Source organism: Streptomyces sp. f51 (assembly GCF_037940415.1).
In the GTDB taxonomy this organism is placed as follows: Bacteria; Actinomycetota; Actinomycetes; order Streptomycetales; family Streptomycetaceae; genus Streptomyces.
The window spans coordinates 6348898-6368384 of record NZ_CP149798.1 but is presented as its reverse complement, the minus strand read 5'-3'; the positions used below and the strand labels follow the sequence as shown (position 1 = coordinate 6368384).

Annotated in this window: 13 protein-coding genes and 1 pseudogene; 7 read left to right on the top strand and 7 right to left on the bottom strand. The window is 72.1% G+C overall.

Features of this window, described 5'->3' with window-relative positions:
• Position 1: 1 nt before the first annotated feature.
• Positions 2 to 2560 (bottom strand): ATP-binding protein, encoded by a 2559-nt coding sequence (locus WJM95_RS27545; protein ID WP_339132493.1) that lies wholly within the window; start codon positions 2558 to 2560, stop codon positions 2 to 4.
• Between the two features lie 341 nt (positions 2561 to 2901).
• On the opposite strand from WJM95_RS27545, the gene WJM95_RS27540 reads away from it, so the two are divergent.
• The 3 genes and pseudogenes from WJM95_RS27540 (at position 2902) to WJM95_RS27530 (ending at position 5556) form a co-directional block, all read left to right on the top strand.
• Positions 2902 to 3861, top strand: coding sequence for an ABC transporter substrate-binding protein (locus tag WJM95_RS27540; RefSeq protein ID WP_339132492.1), 960 nt, complete (start codon positions 2902 to 2904; stop codon positions 3859 to 3861).
• A gap of 106 nt (positions 3862 to 3967) precedes the next feature.
• Positions 3968 to 4600, top strand: a pseudogene (locus WJM95_RS27535) (aromatic amino acid lyase); the annotation flags it as partial.
• Positions 4601 to 4677: 77 nt separating this feature from the next.
• A complete protein-coding gene (locus WJM95_RS27530; protein WP_339132491.1) occupies positions 4678 to 5556 on the top strand; it encodes an aromatic amino acid lyase in 879 nt (292 codons plus the stop codon).
• 169 nt (positions 5557 to 5725) lie between these two features.
• Here the strand turns inward: WJM95_RS27530 and oxc are convergent, their stop codons facing one another.
• Complete coding sequence (gene oxc, locus WJM95_RS27525; RefSeq protein WP_339132490.1) at positions 5726 to 7477, bottom strand: oxalyl-CoA decarboxylase; 1752 nt, start codon at positions 7475 to 7477, stop codon at positions 5726 to 5728.
• 106 nt (positions 7478 to 7583) lie between these two features.
• Positions 7584 to 8555 carry a LysR family transcriptional regulator gene (locus tag WJM95_RS27520; RefSeq protein ID WP_339132489.1) on the bottom strand — a complete coding sequence of 324 codons (972 nt, stop codon included), beginning with the start codon at positions 8553 to 8555 and terminating at the stop codon, positions 7584 to 7586.
• Between the two features lie 314 nt (positions 8556 to 8869).
• Between WJM95_RS27520 and WJM95_RS27515 the strand changes: the two genes are divergently transcribed.
• Complete coding sequence (locus WJM95_RS27515; protein ID WP_339132488.1) at positions 8870 to 9559, top strand: GntR family transcriptional regulator; 690 nt, start codon at positions 8870 to 8872, stop codon at positions 9557 to 9559.
• Positions 9560 to 9585: 26 nt separating this feature from the next.
• Here the strand turns inward: WJM95_RS27515 and WJM95_RS27510 are convergent, their stop codons facing one another.
• Positions 9586 to 10401, bottom strand: a complete 816-nt coding sequence (locus tag WJM95_RS27510) for an acyl-CoA dehydrogenase family protein (RefSeq protein WP_339132487.1) — start codon at positions 10399 to 10401, stop codon at positions 9586 to 9588.
• 167 nt (positions 10402 to 10568) lie between these two features.
• Complete coding sequence (locus WJM95_RS27505) at positions 10569 to 11123, bottom strand: carbonic anhydrase (protein ID WP_339132486.1); 555 nt, start codon at positions 11121 to 11123, stop codon at positions 10569 to 10571.
• Between the two features lie 217 nt (positions 11124 to 11340).
• On the opposite strand from WJM95_RS27505, the gene WJM95_RS27500 reads away from it, so the two are divergent.
• Both WJM95_RS27500 and WJM95_RS27495 read left to right on the top strand, forming a co-directional pair.
• A complete protein-coding gene (locus WJM95_RS27500; protein WP_339132485.1) occupies positions 11341 to 13698 on the top strand; it encodes a heavy metal translocating P-type ATPase in 2358 nt (785 codons plus the stop codon).
• Between the two features lie 171 nt (positions 13699 to 13869).
• On the top strand, positions 13870 to 14742 hold the full coding sequence (locus WJM95_RS27495) for an ABC transporter substrate-binding protein (protein ID WP_339132484.1): 873 nt from the start codon (positions 13870 to 13872) through the stop codon (positions 14740 to 14742).
• 48 nt (positions 14743 to 14790) lie between these two features.
• On the opposite strand, the gene WJM95_RS27490 is transcribed toward WJM95_RS27495, so the two are convergent.
• A complete protein-coding gene (locus WJM95_RS27490; RefSeq protein ID WP_339132483.1) occupies positions 14791 to 17559 on the bottom strand; it encodes a SpoIIE family protein phosphatase in 2769 nt (922 codons plus the stop codon).
• 142 nt (positions 17560 to 17701) lie between these two features.
• Complete coding sequence (locus WJM95_RS27485) at positions 17702 to 18448, bottom strand: SGNH/GDSL hydrolase family protein (RefSeq protein ID WP_339135884.1); 747 nt, start codon at positions 18446 to 18448, stop codon at positions 17702 to 17704.
• 234 nt (positions 18449 to 18682) lie between these two features.
• On the opposite strand from WJM95_RS27485, the gene WJM95_RS27480 reads away from it, so the two are divergent.
• Positions 18683 to 19393, top strand: coding sequence for a 2'-5' RNA ligase family protein (locus WJM95_RS27480; protein WP_339132482.1), 711 nt, complete (start codon positions 18683 to 18685; stop codon positions 19391 to 19393).
• Positions 19394 to 19487 lie beyond the last annotated feature (94 nt).

Below are 19487 nucleotides of genomic sequence, written 5' to 3'. Positions count from 1 at the left end.
GTCACGTGCTCATGCCTTCCGGGGAAGAGGGTCTTCTGCTCTGGGGGTCGGTGCCGGCCGGTCCGCGGGCTCCGCCGCCCGGCCGGGTCACCGCTGTCGTGTGGTCCTCGGCGGCGCTCTCGCGTTCGGCCCGCAGGACGGCGGCCTCGAACTCGTCGATCTCGGAGCGCGCGGCCTCGGCGTCCGTGGGCTGCCAGGAGGGCGGCCTGCGGTGGGCGGGAGGTTCGGTCGCGGGCCGGGGCAGCCGGCTCGACGCGGTGGCGGCCGACAGGGTCGCCCCGCGCACCCGGCGGCGCAGCGGACCGGCGTCGCCGGACCGCGCCGGACCGGTGGGCGCCGGTTCGGCCCCGCTTCCGGGCCGGGCACCGCCGTGCGTCGTCGCGCGCTCCGTGCCCGTGTCGCTCGTCTCCGAACGGCGGGCGTGGCCGGGGGACTCGGCGGTCCGTGACCACGAGGGCACCCTGCGGGGCAGACCCGCGGGTCCGGGCGGCGCCTCGACCCGCGCCTTGCGCGGCTCGCTCGGGCCGGGGCGGCGCACCGGCGGCTCGATGCGCGGAGCCCGCTCGGCGGCACGGCCCTGGTCACGGGACACGAGATGGACCGCGGGCACCGCGACGGTGGCGGTGACCCCGCCTCCGGGGGTACGGGACAGGGCGACCTCGATGCCCCAGCGCCGGGACAGACCGCCGACCACGAACAGGCCGAGGACCTCCGTCGGCGCCAGGTCGAGGCGCTCGCGCCGGATCAGCCGGGCGTTCTCCTGGTCCAGCCGCTCGGGGCTCATGCCGAGCCCGTGGTCGATGATCTCGACGAGTGCCCCGCCGCCCTGGTGACGGGGCCGCAGGACGACCTCGACGCCGCTGGTCGCCGGGGAGAACATCACGGCGTTCTCGAGGAGTTCGGCGAGCATCAGGGTCAGGTCGCCGACGATGTCGGGGACGACGATGACATCGCCCTCGGCGTGCGGGGTGACACGCTGATAGCCCTCGATCTGGCCGAGCGCGGCACGGACGATGTTGCTGAGCCTCATCGGCTCGGTGTTGAGACCGGTCTCGCTGATCCCGGCGAGCAGCATGAGGCTGTCGGCGTTGCGCTGGAGACGCACGGCGATGTGGTCGATGCGGTAGAGCCGGTCGAGCACCTCGGGGTCGGTCTCCCCGCGCTCCACCGAGTCGATCAGCGCGAGTTGACGTGCCGTCAGATTGCTGACGCGGCGGCCCACGTTGCCGAACATCTCGGCGATGTTGCGCCGGCTGACGACCTGGCGTTCCAGCAGGGCGCTCGCGGTGACCTGAACCTGGTTGAAGGCTTCGGCCAGTTCGCCGATCTCGTCGCGCACCGGCACGGGCACGGCCTCGAGCCGTGGCGGGCTCGCGTCGTCGGCGTCGTCGTCCGCGACGCGGGCGAGTTCGTTCTTGGCGGCGCCCGCCACGTGCTGGGCCGCCGCCGTGAGGGTGCGCACGGTACGGACGACGGAGCGCCGGGTCAGCACGGAGAACAGCAGCCAGGCGGCGAAGGCGGCCAGGATTCCCGCGACCAGCCAGACCACCCGCCACCAGGCGGCGTTCGACGCGGACTGGGCGTTGCCCGCGATCCCGGCGATCAGCGACTGCACGATCTTCAGCCGGTTCTCGGCCTGCCGCTCGTAGGTGGGTCCGGCGCGCAGCGCCTCGTCGAGCGCGGCCCGCAGCTGGGTCGCGTTCTCGGCGACCAGGGCTCCGGTGTCGACCTGGAGCGCGGCCCAGTGCTGGGTGATGACGCTCTGGTACGGGCTGTGCTCGATCTCGGCGAGGTCGGTGCCCTGCTCCGGGCCGGCGAACCGGGTGAACCGCTCGGCCTGGTAGGTGTACTGGTCGTAGTCGCCGACCGCGCCGGTGAACTCGATGAGCGCGTTGGAGTCGCGGGTACGGGCGGCGAAGACGCTGGTCTCGAAGGAGGCGTGGGCGGTGTCGGCGCGCAGCAGCGCGTCGAGCAGATTGCCCGCGGACGCGGAGGACTCGCTGCCGGAGCGGCCGAGACCGAGTCCGTCGATGAGCCCCTCGATCACCGATCCGTAGGCGGGGTCGATGTTGTCGGCGGGGATGGGACCCTGCTCGATGGTCTTGCGCAGGCTGTCGAGGCCTTCGAGCTCCTTGAGCGCGGCGGCCTCGCCGTCGGGCAGCCGGTCGCCGTACGCGGACCTGACCGCTTCGATACGGGCGCCCACCTGGTCCTGCGCGGCCAGATACTCGGCGGTGTCCGGTGCGGACTTGCCCGAACCGGCGGCCTCGTAGCGCAGGGAGACCAGGAGCGCCTGCCGGTGCTCGGTCTGCACGGCGTCGATGAGTTTCGTCACCTGCGCGCTGTCGCGCACGAGTTGGGCGGTGTCGGCGGCGGACCGGGCCTTGCCCATTTCGCCGGACACGACATAGGCGAGCATCACGGAGATGACGGCGAGCGGCACGATCACCAGAACATTCAGTTTCCGGCGGAAAGGCCAGCGGTCCAGCAGGGATGGTGTCCGGCCGGTCCCGAGAGCAGTGGACGGCTGCCCCGAGGCGGCTTTTCTGTGCGCGGGCACCCAACCTCCTTGACTTCATTCCCCGTTGGAAGCCCAATGGCAGGCCTGCATGGATCAATGGTCACGAGCAGCACGATCGGGCCGGCAAGTGGAACGGGGCCCTCGACGCGGCCAACACTAGCGGCTGCCGTCAGAGTACGGCCATGATCAACCGAAAAGTGGCACGCGAGGGCGCCTGGTTCGCTCCCGTTTCGGTCACGTTGCGCCTACGGGCTGAAGCTGTACGGTCCCCTTCAGTGATCTATTCGTGTCTTGACGGTAGTTGAGGCGGCTCGATTGGATCGTGGGGACCGCCGTCCGCGCTCACCGGCCGCCAACGCCCCACCGATTGCCAAGTCTGGATGACCAACGTGACCATCGCCAGAAGCACGCGTACCTCCACAACCTCCGCTGTCACCTTGCTCGTTGTGGCCGCCTCCGCGCTCACGGGCTGCGGCTCCTCCAACGACTCCAGCGGCAAGGACCCGTTGAAGGGCGACGCCGCCAAGGCCGGTACGGTCGTGGTCGGTTCCAACAACTTCCCCGAGAGCTTCCTGCTCGCCGACATCTACGGCGAGGCCCTCAAGGCCAAGGGGATCAAAGTCACCTACAAACTGAACATCGGCAGCCGCGAGACCTCGTACGGCCTGATCAAGAACGGCACGATCACGGTCCTGCCGGAGTACAACGGCGCGCTGCTCGCCTACCTCGACGCCAAGGCCACCCCGGCGTCCGTCGACGAGACCAGCCAGGCCATATCGGCCAAGCTGGACCCGAAGCTCTCCCTGCTGGAGCCCTCGAAGGCCGAGGACAAGGACGCGATCGCCCTCAACGAGGCGACGGCCAAGAAGTACAACCTCACGACCAAGTCGAGCATCAGCGACCTGTCCGGCGTGGCGAAGGACCTGGTCGTCGGCGGCTCGCCGGAGTTCCAGACCCGGCAGCAGGGCCTGAAGGGCCTGAAGTCCGTATACGGCCTCGATTTCAAGAGTTTCAAGGCACTGGACGCGGGCGGCCCGCTCACCGTGGCGGCGCTCAAGGGAAACAGCATCCAGGCCGCGGATATCTTCACCACGGACCCCGGAATCGGCAAGAACAAGTTTGTCGTGCTCCAGGACACCAAGAATCTCTTCGGATTCGAGAATGTAACTCCGCTGACATACAAGAGCGGTCTGCCCGCGGCCGGGGTTTCCGTTCTCAACGACGTCTCGGCGAAGCTCGACACCGAGACCCTGGTGAAGCTCAACAGCGACGTGCAGAACGGCAACAAGGACCCGCTGGACGTGGCCAAGAACTGGCTGGCCTCGGCGGGACTGAGCTGACGCCGGTGCCGGCGACCGGCTGACGGGTGCCCGCGGGCCGGGAGGACCTCCTCCCGGCCCGGCCTCCTGACGGGAACGTCGTACGGCTGAGGAGTGAACGTCCGTCATGCTCGACCGCACGGCCACCGCCGTCCCCCTCGGCCCCGGCGCGGCCGCCGAGGACCCGGCCGCGGGCAGCGCCCCGCCCGCCGCGGCCCTCGACGGGCAGGGTCTGGATGCCGCCACGGTGGCACGGATCGCCGACGGGGCGCCCCCGCCCGCCCTGTGTCCGGCGGCACTTGAGGCGATGGAGCACACCCGGGCGGCGGCGGACCGGCTGGCGGCCGAGGGCGCCCGGGTCTACGGACGCAGCACCGGTGTGGGCGCGCACCGGGGACTCTCCGTCGAGGACCACGACGGACCCGGCCACGACCTGCGGCTGCTGCTGAGCCACGCGGGCGGCACGGGCGAGGCGCTGCCCGCCCGGCAGGTCCGCGCGATGATGCTGGTGCGCGCCAACCAACTCCTCGCCGCCGGTTCGGGGTTGGGCCCCGAGGTCGCCACGGCCCTGACGCGGGCGCTGCGGGCGGGCGTGCATCCCGTGGTCCCCGAGTACGGGTCGGTCGGCACCGGTGATCTGACGGCCCTGGCCCGGCTGGGGCTCGCGCTCTTCGGCCACGGCACGTGGTCGCCCGAGGGAGCGTCGACCGGGCGGCCGGTTCCCGAACCCCTTCCACTGCGACGGGGGGACACGCTGGCCCTGCTGAGCAGCAACGCCCTGACGCTCGGGCAGTCCGCGCTCGCCTGGCACGACCTCGGGATCCCGCTGCGCACCTCGTGGCCGCGCTCTCCCTGCGCGCGGTGGACGGCTCCCTCGAACCGTACGCACCCGAGGTCCACGCGGCCCATCCCCATCCGGCGATCGCGGCGGCGGCCGCACGCGTGCGCCTGCTGCTCGGTGCGAAGGCCGGAGGCGGGGCGGTCGTGCCGGGGGCGTCGGACGGAGCACCGGCTCGGGTGCAGGACCCGTTCGGCTTCCGCTGTTTCCCACAGGCTCACGGGCCCGCGATGCAGGCGTGGTCCGGCCTGGAACGGGTGCTGTCCATCGATCTCAACTCCGCCACCGAGAACCCCCTCATCGGCTGGGACGACACCACGGGCACGCCCGTCGCCCTGCATCACGGCGGGTTCTTCACCGCGCCGCTCACCCTCGCGCTCGACCGGCTGGACCTCGCCGTGCTCGGCACGGCCCGGCTCTCGGCGGCTCGGCTGTCCGCCCTGGGCCGCCCCGAACTGACCGGCCTGCGCTCCTATTTGGCCGACGGCTCCGCGGCGGGGTCCGGCATCATGATCCTGGAGTACAGCTGCGCGTCCGCCCTCGCCGAGATACAGGCCTGTGCCACCCCGGCGGCGCTCGGGCACGTTGTGCTCTCCCAGGGTCTGGAGGAGGCGGCGACCTTCGCGACCCAGGCCGCCCGCAAGTCACTCCGGGCGGCGCAGGCGTACCGGCTCGTCCTTGCCTGCGAACTCGTAGCGGCCGTACGGGCGTTGCGACAGCGGGGCACTCCGCCGGCGCCCGGCACTCCGGCGGGCCGCGCCTACGCCCGCGCGGCGGCCGCGCTGGACCCGGACATGCGGGACCGGCCCCTGACGGACGACGTGGGCGTGGCGGCGACCCTGCTCGACGTCTTCGCCGACCTCACCGACGAGGAGTGAGCGCCCGGACGGCCGCTCGGATGACACCCCCCGGGGACGTGGACGTCCCACCGCCGACCGCGCCCCAACGGGCCGGGGGCTCCGGGTGTTCCGCTGCGTCGCCGCGGCGCTCACGGACGACGGCGAGACGACGGGCGGCCGCTTCGGCGCAACCGGCTGACCTGGCCGCTCACTTCCCGGCGGGCCCGAAGGTGCCCGCCGTGATCCCCTTCGGGTTCAGGTGGGCGATGTGGCCGCTCTCGGTTCCGGCGGAGGGGTCGATGGCGCAGTCGACGAGCGCGGGGCCGCCGGAGTCCAGCGCCTCGGTGAGGGCGGCGGTGACCTCGGCGGGCGTGGTCGCGCGGTAGCCCTTGCCGCCGAACGCCTCGATCATCCGGTCGTGGCGGGCCGTCAGCATCAGGGTGGTCGGGGCGGGCGCGTCGCCCAGGGGATTGACGTCGTCGCCCCGGTAGACACCGCCGTTGTTCAGGACGACCGTGACGACGGGCAGCCCGTACCGGCAGATCGTCTCCAGTTCCATACCGCTGAAGCCGAACGCGCTGTCGCCCTCCACGGCGACGACCGGGGCGCCGCTCTCGACGGCGGCGGCGATCGCGTAGCCCATCCCGATGCCCATGACACCCCAGGTGCCGCTGTCGAGGCGGTGCCGCGGTACGTGCATGTCGATGACGTTGCGCGCGATGTCCAGCGCGTTCGCCCCCTCGTTGACGACGTACGTCTCCGGGCGAGCGCGCACGACATCGCGCACGGCCTTCAGGGCGCCCATGAACTGCATGGGATGCGGGTCCGCCTCGAGCCGCTCCGCCATCCTCGCCACGTTGTGCGCGGACCGGGCACCGAGTTCCGCCCGCCAGGCCGCGGGGGCCGCGATCCGGCCGGGCTTGGCACGCTCGGCGATGGCCTCCAGCACCGACTCGACGTCTCCGACGAGCGGGGCCGCGATGGGCTGGTTGCTGTCCATCTCCCTGGCCTCGATGTCGACCTGGACGAACCGTGCATCGGGGTTCCACTGCGGTGCCTCGCCGTGGCCGAGCAGCCAGTTGAGGCGCGCGCCGACGAGCATCACGACATCGGCCCTCTTCAGGGCGAGCGAACGGGCGGTGGCCGCCGACTGCGGGTGGTCGTCGGGGAGCAGGCCCTTGGCCATCGACATCGGGATGTACGGGATGCCGGTGGACTCCACGAACTCGCGGACGCGTTCGTCGGCCTGTGCGTACGCGGCGCCCTTGCCGAGCACGAGGAGCGGCCGTTCGGCGCCCGCGAGCAGCTCGACGGCACGGTCCACCGCCTCGGGTCCCGGGATCTGCCGCGGCGCGGGGTCGACGAGGCGGCTCAGCGTCCTGGCACCCGCCTCCGCGTCCATGACGGAGCCGAGCACCGCGGCCGGGATGTCGAGATACACCCCGCCGGGGCGGCCGGAGGCGGCGGTGCGCAGGGCGCGGGCGATGCCCCGGCCGATGTCCTCCACGCGGCTCACCCGGTAGGCGGCCTTGCAGAACGGCTGCGCGGCGGCGAGCTGGTCCATCTCCTCGTAGTCGCCCTGTCTGAGGTCGACCAGGTGCCGCTCGCTCGAGCCGGAGATCTGCACCATGGGAAAGCAGTTGGTGGTGGCGTTGGCCAGGGCGACCAGACCGTTGAGGAAGCCCGGCGCGGACACGGTCAGGCAGATGCCGGGCCTCTTGGTGAGAAATCCGGCGGCGGCCGCCGCGTGACCCGCGTTGCTCTCGTGCCGGAACCCGATGTAGCGGATGCCCCGGGCCTGCGCGAGCCGGGCCAGATCGGTGACGGGAATACCGACGACCCCGTAGACCGTGTCGACGCCGTTCATCCTCAGCGCGTCGACGACCAGGTGGTACCCGTCGGTGAGCTCGGTCCGCGGGTCGGTGGTCGCCGCGGTCTCCGGTGTCGAGGGGGCGGTCATGGTCCGAGGTCCTCCTTGGGCGGTCCGTACGGCTGTTCCTCCACCATCGGCAGCGCGTTCGCCCGCGTCCAAGACGCATCGGCGACCGGTCGACAGACGGCGTCTATCAAGGGCGGGCGGAGGTCTCGAAATGCCGTGGCTGCGAGGGGGCCACCGGCCGTTCGTGCGGCAGGGGCCGTCCGAAGACCTCGTCCAGCCCCAGGCCCGTCGCCGCGTCCAGGAAGGCCCGCGCGGCGACCGAGCCGGGGGTCCCGGCGTGGATCGCCACCGAGATCTGGGCGCCGGCCTCCGGGTCGACCAGGGGCAACGCGCGGATCCTGCCGTTCACCGGCATCGCGCGCAGCCAGGTGTGCGGAATGACGCTGGCCCGGTCACCGCTGCCGACGTGCGCGTAGAGCGCGGCGATGGAGTCCGTCTCCACCTGCGGGGTCACCACGCATCCCTTCTCGGCGAAGACATCGTCGATGAGCCGGCGGACATCCATGTCGGGGGTCAGCAGGGCGAGCGGCAGCCGGGCCGCCTCCGTCCACGTCACGGTGGTGTCCCGGGACGCCGGCCGGTCCTCGGCGACCAGGAGCACGTACCTCTCCCGGTACAGGGGGACGACCTGAAGGCCTTCCCGGTCGCCGGGCCCGAAGTGGGCGATGGCCGCGTCGAGCTCGAAGTCCCGGAGCCGGCGGTGGAGTTCGCCCGTCGACAGCCGGGAGCGGACCTGGACCCTGGCGCGCGGGTGCGCCGCGCAGAACGCGGCCACGGGCAGCGCCGGGGTCGTCGAGGCCGTGGGGTCCGTCCCGAGGCGGAGCGTCCCCGTGACGCCCGACCGCACGGCGGCCACCTCGGTCTTGAACGCCTCCTGCTCGGCGAGGATCCGTTTCGCCCACACGACGAGCCGCTGGCCCTCGGGCGTGAGGCCCTGGTAGGCGTGCCCGCGGTTGATGAGCGTGACGTTCAGTTCCCGCTCCAGTTTGGCGATCGCGGCCGACAGCGCGGGCTGCGAGACGTAACAGCTCTGCGCGGCCCGCGCGAAGTGCCTTTCCCTGGCCACCGCCACGAAGTACTCGAGCTGCCGGAACAACATGCGCGACCCCTCTCGTACGTCCCGTGCGTCTGGTGCGTCCGGCGCGTCTGGTGCGTCCGGCGCGTCTGGTGCGTCTCGTGCGTCTGGTGCCTCGACCCTCGCCTCCGGGACGGGAATCGACCTCCGGCGCACCGGACCGGGCGGGCAGTTCGTCCGCCGACGGCACCCCGGCCGACCTGGGACCATCTCCTCACGACTCCCCATCCTGCATACGAAAACCTGTATGCTGACGCGGCCGTCGGCGACCCGCTCGGCGGCCTGGCACGTGGCAGAGCCGTCGGCCCCGATGGGCCCGGTGGCGGAACGGGGCTCCCATGCGTGAGGCACTGACGGCCGCCGCCACCCGGCGCGTCACCCGCCCGGCGCCGCTTCGGCAGGCGGTGTACGACGCCCTCACGGAGCTGATCGTCAGCGGTTCCCTCAAGCCCGGCCAGCATCTCGTGGAGGCCGAGCTCGCCGAACACCTCGGAGTCAGCCGCCAGCCCGTACGCGAGGCGTTGCAGCGACTCCAGACCGACGGCTGGGTCGACCTGCGTCCCGCCCAAGGTGCCTTCGTCCACTCGCCCACCGAGGAGGAGGCGGCCCAACTCTTGGGCGTCCGTGCGGTTCTGGAGACGTACTCGGCCCAACTCGCGGCCCGGCAGGCGAAGCCCGAGGACGTCGAGCGGCTCTGGGAGCTGCACCGGGAGGGGGTCGACGCCCTGGCCGCGAGCGACACCGAGCGGCTGGTCGAGGCCAACACCGCGCTGCACGCCTTCATCACCTCCCTCGCGGCCAACGCCGTGCTGACCGGACTGATCGCGGGCGTCGGCCAGAAGGTGCGCTGGTACTACACACCGATCGCGCGGCCCCGCGGCAAGGAGGCCTGGAACGAGCACGCCCAGCTGATCAGGGCCATCGCCAAGGGCGACGCCGACCGCGCCGGCGAGGTCATGCGCAAGCACACCGAGCGCACCACCGGCTTCTACCGCAGGCAGCTCGCCGCCGGCACGGGCCAGGACTGACCGAGGGGTCTCCCGCACCGAGCCCGTCACTCCCGCCGCCCGCCGGATCCCGTTCCGGGGGCACGTCCGCGTCCCCGTCCGGGACCAGGTCCAACTCCGAGGCCTGGTCCGGGAAGTGCGCTGTCGGCGGCGGCTTCCAGCTCCAGCAGCCACGGCCGTACCCGGCTCAGCAGGATCTCCCGCCCTCCGCCGTCCCGCCCGAGCATCACGTCGGCGGGCACGAGCACCGGATCCGCGTACAGCGTGGCGGTCCCGCTGCCCCTGGGCCCTCCCCCGTCGGGCCTGGCCGGGACGAAGAGTTCGCGGGCCTGCGCCGGAACGACCCACAGCGTCAGACCGTCCGGCCCGGCGAGCGGTCGCGAGGACCAGAGATAGCTGTCGGCCTCCCCCGCCGCGACCACCTCACGCTTGCGGCCCCGCAGGGCGACCACGTCGGCGAAACGCGTCGCGGCCGAACGGGACGGTCCGTACGGGTCCCCCGCTCCGGGACCGCACGGTCCGTCCTCGGAGAGCGCGAGGCCGACGAGGTGCCGGCCGGCGGTGATCTCCTCGCGCACCCAGGACCCCCCGCACCACTCGACGGCGGCGACCGCCGCGAAGTGGGACGTGAGCACGGCGGCCGTCGCCGGGCAGACCCGCGCGGTCCGCGCGACCACGTCGGCCGCCTCCGCGAGCCCGAACCCACCACCGCCGAACTCCCGGGCGACCGTCAGCCCGAGCACCCCCGCACGGCCCAGCGCCGACACGGCATCACGGGGGAACCGGCCTTCCCCCGAAGCCCGTTCGGCCGCGAGCCCGACGACTTCGGCCAGGACGACCGAGAGAGAAGTGCGACAGGACACGGGGCGCCCCCCTCCTCGCGAACAGCTCCCCACGGGAACTGCATACAGTATGCGGGGCGCATGCCCGTGGGCACCAGAGCCGTGCACGGACCGTTCCGGCCGGGGCCGCCCTTTCGCCGCGGGGCGACGACGCGGCCACCCGGCGGCGAGGGATCGGGACGGGCGGCTCAGAGCCGCGGGTCGATCTCCCGCAGCAGCCCGGTCGTGACGTCGAAGACGAACCCGCGCACGTCGTCGGTGTGCGGCAGGAACGGTGACGTACGCACCCGCTGCATCGACTGCCGTACGTCCTGGTCGACGTCACGGAACGCCTCGACCGCCCAGGCCGGCCGCTGTCCGACCTCCATCTCCAGCTCGTGCCGGAACTCCTCGGTGATGCTCTGGAGGCCGCAGCCCGTGTGGTGGATGAGTATGACGCTGCGGGTCCCGAGGGCACGCTGACTGATCGTCAGGGAGCGGATGGTGTCGTCGGTGACGACACCGCCCGCGTTGCGCACGGTGTGGCAGTCGCCCAACTGGAGTCCCAGCGCCGCGTGGAGGTCGATGCGGGCGTCCATACAGGCCACGACGGCCACGCGTTGGACCGGACGGGCGTCCCTGCCGGTGTCCACGAATCGGGCGGCGTACTCGCGATTGGCCGTCACGAGCCGGTCCGTGACCGACCCGCCGGCCGGAAGCGGGTCGGCGGACCGGGCCTGACGTCGAGATGCTGAAGTCGTCATGGAAGGGCTACCTCACTCGGGTCGGTGACGGAAGACCTCTACCCGATCCATGTATGCGATATGCGATAACCCGGACGGTCGCCGACCTCGCGGAAAGGACGCAACCGCGGCCCGGGCCGCGTCGAGGTCGCCGCGCCGCTGCGTCATCCGGTGGGAACGCGCGGTGTCCGCCCCGGGATCGGCCCCGGAGCGGGAACCGCTGCGCCACAGTGGTGCCGTGGACGACCAGGAGACGGAGCACGGCGGCCGCGCCGAGGCATCCACGGACCTCGGCACCGTCGTGCTGGACGTCCGGGGACTGCGCTGGGCCTCCCAGCAGAGCACCGTCACCGGCGTCCTCGGGCGGCGGCCGGGGGTGCTCGATGTCGAGACCAACCCGGTGGCCCAGACGGCGACCGTGGTCTACGACCCCGGGCGTACGTCCCTGGCCGAGCTGCGGCACTGGGTGACGGAGTGCGGCTACCACTGCGCGGGCCGGTCCGTCCCCTCGCACCTCTGCGACCCGATGGCCGAGCCCGGTCCACCCGCGCCCTCCCCGGACGAGACGGGAGGACACGACGGGCACGACGGCATGTCGATGGCCGGCATGGTCGCCGACCTGCGCAACCGGTTCCTCGTCGCCGCGCTGTTCTCGGTCCCCATCCTGCTGTGGTCGCCGATCGGCAGGGACGTCCTCCACCTGGACCTGCCCGTCCCCTTCGGACTGCGCGAGGACGTGTGGGCGCTGCTGCTGAGCCTGCCGGTGATCCTCCACTCCTGCACGATCTTCTTCGCCGGTGCCTGGCGGGCCCTGCGCGCCCGCACCCTCGACATGATGGTGCTGGTGGCCGTGGCGGTGGGCTCGGGCTGGCTGTACTCGCTGGTCGTCACCCTCACCGGAGGCGGCGACGTCTTCTACGAGGCGGTCACCGTGCTGGCCTCGTTCGTCCTGCTGGGCCACTGGTTCGAGATGCGGGCCCGCGGCGGCGCCAACGACGCCATCCGCACCCTGCTCGACCTCGCCCCGCCCAAGGCGCTCGTCCTGCGCGACGGCGAACCCGTCGAGGTGCCCACCGCCGAGATCGTGGTCGGTGACCTGCTGCTGGTCCGCCCCGGAGCGAGGATCGCCGCGGACGGTACGGTCGAGGAGGGCACCAGCGAGATCGACGAGTCGATGGTCACGGGCGAGAGCCTGCCCGTGCACAAGGAACCGGGCTCATCGGTCGTCGGCGCCACGATCAACGCGAACGGCACCCTGCGGGTCCGGGCGACGAAAGTCGGCTCCGACACCGCTCTCGCCCAGATCGTGCAACTCGTCCAGCAGGCACAGAACTCCAAGGCCCCAGGGCAGCGGCTGGCCGACCGCGCGGCGTTCTGGCTGGTCCTCGTCGCCCTGATCGGCGGCGCCGTGACGCTGACCGTATGGCTGATCGCGGGCCGCTCGTTCGGCGACGCCATGCTGTTCGCGATCACCGTCGTCGTGATCACCTGTCCGGACGCGCTCGGGCTCGCCACGCCCACCGCGATCATGGTGGGAACCGGTCTCGGCGCGCAGCGGGGCGTGCTGTTCAAGAACGCCCTGGGCCTGGAGAACTCGGCCCGTGTGCGGACCGTCGTCATGGACAAGACGGGCACGCTCACCAGGGGCGAGCCGGAGGTCACCGACGTCCTCACGGACGCCCGTACGACCGAGGAGGATCTCCTGCGGCTGGTGGCCGCCGTGGAGCGGGAGTCCGAGCACCCGCTCGCCCGGGCCGTCGTACGGTACGCCGAGGCCAGGGGCTTCGCGGGCGAGCGGGCGGTGGACTTCGAGAACGTGCCCGGCCAGGGAGCGATCGCCCGGGTGTCGGGCCACCGGGTCGTGGTCGGCAACCGCCGGCTGGCCGAGCGTGAGGGCGTCGACCTCGCGGAACTGGCCCGGGACCGGGAGGGGCTGGCCACCACGGGTCGTACGGTCGTGATCGCGGCGGTCGACGGCCGCGCGGCCGGACTCATCGGCATCGCCGACGCGCCGAGGGAGACATCGGGGGCCGCGGTCCGCGAACTGCACGCGCTCGGTGTCGAGGTCGTCATGCTCACCGGCGACAACCGTGCGACCGCAGAGCGGATCGCCGGGCAGCTCGGTGTCGACACGGTCGTCGCCGACGTCCTGCCCGGGGACAAAGCGGCGAAGGTGGCGGAACTACAGGCCGGTGGCCGCGAGGTGGCCATGGTGGGCGACGGTGTGAACGATGCTCCGGCGCTCGCGCGGGCCGACCTCGGCATCGCGATCGGCGCGGGCACCGACGTCGCCATCGAGACGGCGGACCTGGTCCTGATGCGCTCCGACCCGCTGGACGTGCCCACCGCCCTGCGCATCGGTCGCGGCACCCTGCGCACGATGCGGCAGAACCTCGGTTGGGCCATCGGCTACAACGCGCTGGCGCTGCCGATCGCCGCGGGCGTGTTCGAACCGGCCTTCGGTTTCGTCCTGCGGCCGGAGATCGCCGCGCTGGCCATGTCCGGCTCCAGCTTCGTCGTCGCCGTCAACGCCCTCGCCCTGAAGCGGCTTCGGCTGCCCGACGGCGGCCGGCCCTCCGCGCCCGCTCCACGGTAGACCCGAGCCTCCGAGCCGGGTCCGACCCGCTCGTCCGGCCGCCCCGCCGGCACCGTCGCACGTCGTACCGCGGCCGCCGGACAGGCCACTCCTCCCCGTGGCTCCGGCGGTCGTACGGTTCGGGGTGATTTATGGTGGCTCAAGGAGGATGCCCCCACCGGAGGTGCAATGATGCGCGCCGCGGCAGCGATCGTCTCCCTGGCTGCCGGCGTGGCGCTCATCGTCACGACATCGGCTTGTGACAAGGGCGAGTCCGAGTCGTCGAAGGCCCAGTACGGGGACTGTCAGGTCACGGGACACTACGGGCAGTTCCATCTGTCGCCCAGGACCCCTGGCGTCCTCACGGTGAAGACGACCCTGCCCGCACCCGGCTGGTGGAACGGCAAGACGCCGGCCACCGTCAAGAGCGGCTACGAGTACTGCATGGCCGCCAACATCGCCTACCGGTCCGGACTCAACCGGGTGAAGGTGGAGAACGCTCCCTTCCCGGTGGTCGTGTCCGGGAAGACCAAGAACTTCGACCTGGCCCTGGCGCAGATCACGATCACCCCGGAACGCAGCAAGGTCGCCGAGTTCTCCCCGCCCTACCTCGACTCGACCCTGGGCGTGCTGATCAGGGACGACGAGAAGATCAACGGGAACAACATCCGTGACGTCCGCATCGGAGTGGCGGAGGGCACCACGGGCGAGGCGTTCGTCAAGAACCGCCTCAAGCCGACCAAGCCCGTCACCGCCTTCCCCAACGACCCGGACATGGTCACGGCGCTGGAGAAGGGCCGGATCGACGCGGTGGTCCACGACACGACGATCCTCCTCGCGTATCCCCAGAAGCGGGCGGGCCGGGTGCGGCTCGTGGGCCAGTACCGGACCGACCAGGGGTACGGAGCCCTGTACCCGTTGGGGACGCCGAACAAGAAGGAGCTGGACCGCGTCATCAAGCAGCTGATCGACGACGGGACCCTCGCCAAGCTGTCGGTCGTCTATCTCGGTGCCGCCTTCGGCCAGGACCCGGACAAGATCCCGTACTTCAAGGTCGTCTCCTGAGCGCTCCGGGCCACCGCTCCCGCCGAGGCGGTCAGGCTCCCTCCCCCTTCACAGGTCCGCCATCAGCAGGGCGCCCAGGTCACCGGCGGCTCCGGCGTCGAGCGCCTGCTCGGCCCAGATGATCTTGCCTCGGTCGGTGTACCGGGTCCCCCAGCGGCGGGACATCTGCGCGACGAGGAACAGACCACGCCCGCCTTCGTCCGTGAGGGTCGCGCGGCGCAGGTGCGGGGAGGTGCTGGTGCCGTCGCCGACCTCGCAGATCAGGCTGTCGCGGTCGTGGAGCAGCCGCAGGGTGATGGGGCTGCCTCCGTACCGGATGGCGTTCGTGACCAGTTCGCTGAGGATCAGCTCGGTCGTGAACGCGGCCTCGCCGAGCCCCCACGCCTCCAGTCTGCGGGTGGCCTCCGCGCGGATCCGGGGGACGGCCGCGGGGTCGTCGGGCACCTCCCACTCCTCGACCTGGTCCGGGTCGAGCAGCCGGGTGCGTGCGACGAGCAGGGCGACGTCGTCGCTCGACCCGGTGCGCAGCATCGCGTCGAGCACCACCTGGCAGGTGTCGTCCGGGGTGGCTCCGTCCGTCCCGGCGAGCGCCTCCCTGAGCATGCCGAGCCCGACGTCGATGTCACGTCCGCGGGCCTCGACCAGGCCGTCGGTGTAGAGGACCAGGCGGCTGTCGGCGGCCAGCCGGAGTTCCGCCGTCTCGACCGGCAGACCCGCCCCCACGCCCAGGGGCGGGGCGACGGGGATGTCGGGGAAGGTCACGGAGCCGTCGGGCGCGACCAGTGCGGGACCGGGATGACCGGCCCGGGCGAGGACGCACCGCCCCGAGGCCGGATCGTAGACGGCGTACAGGCAGGTGGCGCCGGTGATGGCCTCGGCCGCCGCGTCCTCGTCGATCCGGGTGATCAGATCGTCCAGGTGCCCGAGGATCTCGTCCGGGGCCAGGTCGAGGGCGGCGAAGTTGTGCACCGCCGTCCTCAGCCGGCCCATCGTCGCGGCCGCGTGCAGACCGTGTCCCACGACGTCGCCGACCACCAGGGCCACCCGGGCGCCCGGCAGCGGGATGACGTCGTACCAGTCGCCGCCCACGCCCGCCTGGGCGGGCAGGTAGCGGTGGCCGACCTCCAGGGCGGACAGCTCGGGAAGCACGCCGGGCAGCAGGCTGCGCTGGAGGGTGACGGCCGTGATGTGCTCCCGGGTGTAGCGGCGCGCGTTGTCGATGCACACGGCCGCCCGGGCGGCGAGTTCCTCCGCCGGGGACAGGTCGTCCGCCTCGAAGGGGTCCTGGTCCGAACGCCAGAACTCCACGACCCCCAGCAGTTGGCCCCGCGCCTTCAGTGGTACCGAGATCATGGAGTGGATACCGTATTCGATGATCTTCCGGGCCTTCTCCGGGTCCTGGGCCCGCCAGCCGTCCGCCCAGGCGAGGTTCTCCACCAGGACGGACCGGCCGGTGGTCATGCCGATGGTCACGGGGTTGCCGGGCACGTAGCGCATCAGCGTTCCGGCGGGGCGCAGCGGCGCGTCGTCCCGGATGCCCGCGGCGGCGATACGGCGCATGTCCGTACTCGCCTCCGTCGGTTCGCCGCCTTGCAGCACGGGTTCGACCAGCTCGACGGTGGCGAAGTCGGCGAAGCGCGGGACCGCCACCTCGGTCAGTTCCTCGGCGGTGCGCGTCACGTCGAGGGTGGTGCCGATCCGGGTGCTGGCCTCGTAGAGCAGGCGCAGGCGCCCGCCCGCCACGTCCGCCCGGCCCGCGAGGGCGCGCAGCTCGGTGGTGTCCCGCAGGGTGGCGACGCTGCCCGCCTTGGGTCCCACCGGCCGCACGTTGACCGCGAGCAGGGTGTCTCCGGCCAGGAACACCTTGTCCGTGGCCGCCCGGCCCGATGCCAGCAGCGCGGCGAGGGCGGGGCTCAGTCCGAGTTCGGTGACCGGCCTGCCCTCGGCGTCGGGCGGCAGCGCGACCAGCCGGCGCGCCTCGTCGTTGACCAGCAGCAGCCTTCCGTCGCCGTCCAGGATGATCACGCCTTCACGGACCGCGTGCAGCACCGCGTCGTGGTGCTCGTACATGCGGGTCATCTCGACCGGTCCCAGGCCCCCGGTCTGGCGCCGCAGACGCCCGCTGACCAGTGCCGACCCGCCCGCGGCCAGCAGCAGTGCGACACCGCCGGCGGCGAAGATCACCGGGAGCTGGTTCTGCACCACACCGGCCACCTTGTCCACCGTGACCCCCACGGTGATGAGACCGACGACGGTTCCCTTGGCGTCGAAGACGGCCACGGTCGAGTCGACGGCCTTTCCCAAGCTGCTGTCGAAGGTGGTCTGGTGCGGCTGGCCACCGAGCGCGTCGCTGTAGGAGGTGGAGACGTGCTTCCCGATCTGTGCCGGGTCCGGGTGGGTCCACCGGAAGCCGTACGGGCTCAGGGCCACGACGTAGTCGACGCCGCTCTTCTTGCGCACCACCTCGGCGTGGGGCTGGAGCAGCGCCGTGGGGTGCTTGCTCTTCATGGCCGCCGCCGTGCCCGGGGCGTTGGCGAAGGACTCGGCCACCGCCAGTGACCGGTCGGCGGCCTCCCGGATCGCGCGGTTGCGGTCCTGGATGACGAGCACCACCACAGCGGTGGTGATGAGCATCAGGACGACCACGAGTTGCAGCAGGAAGACCTGACCGGCGACGCTGCGCGGAGTCAGCAGCGACCGCAGCCGCGTGCCGGCCGATCGGCGATGGGCCTCCGGGCCGGTTTTCGGCGGTCCGGTCTTCGGCGGCACACGGTCGCCCCGGCGGCTCGCCGGGACTTTTCGCCCAAGTTTGCCCATTTCCTCAGTATCAGTGACCGGCCCGGCGGGCGCGGCTCAGGGCGGCCACCTCAGGACTCCCGGGCGACGCCGTCACCGTCCCGGCCCGGCGGCCGGGCGGCGGAGACAGGGGGCGAGCCCGGCCGGCTCGCCCCGGGGGAGGTCAGCTGTTGGCGTTGAGGACGGGGTAGTAGCCACTGGCGTGGCCGGTGGCGGTGGGGTGGTACGACTCCCAGCTCGGCGAGACGACCAGGGAGTGCAGCCAGCCGTCGCTGGAGCACAGCTCATGTCCGCCGAACGCGGCGCGGACGTCTCCGAAGACGAAGCCGTGGGCGGCGGCACGGGCGGCGATGACGCCATCGATGACGTCCGAAGCCTCGTCGATCTTGCTGTGCTTGGTGGCGCTGAGGCCGACGCAGAAGACGTTGAGCGTATACATGTGCGGGTAGCCCAGGACGACCACCTTGGCGTTGGGAGCCTTGGCGCGGATGGCGTTGTAGGTGGCGTCGAGGCGGGCGGGGAGCGTGTTCTGCGCGTAGCTCTCGGCCGTGTTGACGCGGTTGACGCAGTCGCTGTCGGAACCGGTCACACAGGTGGTCATGACGTCCGAGAAGCCGGCGTCGTTGCCGCCGATGGTGAGGGAGACGAGGCCGGTGGAGGAGTTCAGCGGGGCGAGCTGACTGTTCGTCACATCCGTGGTGACGGCCCCCGAGCAGGAGGTGTCGGCGAACGAGGACGGGGCGTGGGCGTTCTTCCACAGGTAGGGGTAGGCGCTGAGGCTGCGGTGGCAGTCTCCGCTCGAACTGTCGTAGTTCCCTGCGCCGTTGCCGGCCGAGTACGAATCCCCCAGCGCGACATAGGCCGGTCCGGCGGCGTTCGCCGGACCGGTCAGCACCAGGCCGAACATCATCGCGAGACCGAGGGCGACAAGGGTGGATCGCAATTTGACGCGTCTCACAGGACCTCCCTGAGCGGGAAAGCTGGCCCTCATTTGGTACAACAGGCAACCACCTGGCGGAAGTGTTCATGTCAACATTGTTTCCGTATTCAACATCACGTTTGACGTCACGGAAACATGCGCGGCGGCTGTCGAGGGCGGGATGCGCGGCACCCTGGAGGGGTGGATCCCATCGGCCATGGAGGGGTGAATCCTGCCGGCCTCGGCGGGGAGGCCCCCGTCGACCCCGGCGGGGTGGACCGGGTCCGCCTGGATGGCGTGGCCCCCATCGACCCCGACCGGGTGCGCACCGTCGAGGCATCCGCCCGCACGGCGGTGGCCTGGGTCCCACCCGCGGAGCTGTGGCCGCCGATCCAGGCCGTCCGCCGGGAGCACGACCCGCAGATCCACCGCTGGCCGCCGCACGTCAACGTGCTCTTCCCGTTCGTGCCCGAGCCGGACTTCGATCGGGCCGCCCCGCTGCTCGCCGCGGCGAGCGCGGAGACGCCGGTCTTCACCGCCCGGCTGGACGGAGTACGGACCTTCCGGCACCGGGCGTACTCCACCGTGTGGCTCGACCCTGCGGCGGCCGGCGCGGCGCCATGGGAGGACCTGCACCACGCGCTGAGGCACCGGTTCCCGTTCCGCCGCGGGTCCGCCAGGCCCTTCACCCCGCACCTGTCCCTGGGCCGGACCCGGGACCCGCGGCGCGTCGGCGCCGACTGCGCCGCCCGGCTCGACGCCATGACGGCGACCGTCCGGGAACTCGTCCTGCTCTCACGCAGGGGGCACGGCCCGATGCGGGCCCGCGCCGCGATCGCCCTGCGTACGGGCGAGATCCGCCTTCTCCCGGCGCCCGACCCCGAGGCGCCGGGCCCGGAGGACACGGCGTGGCTGTCCGGGATCACCGACAGGTGAGGCCGCCGCACGCGCGGAGATCGTATGCGTGAGACCCGCCACAAACCCCTCCCCCAAAACGGACTAAAGCGTAAAAATGCTTCTTTGGAGCGGA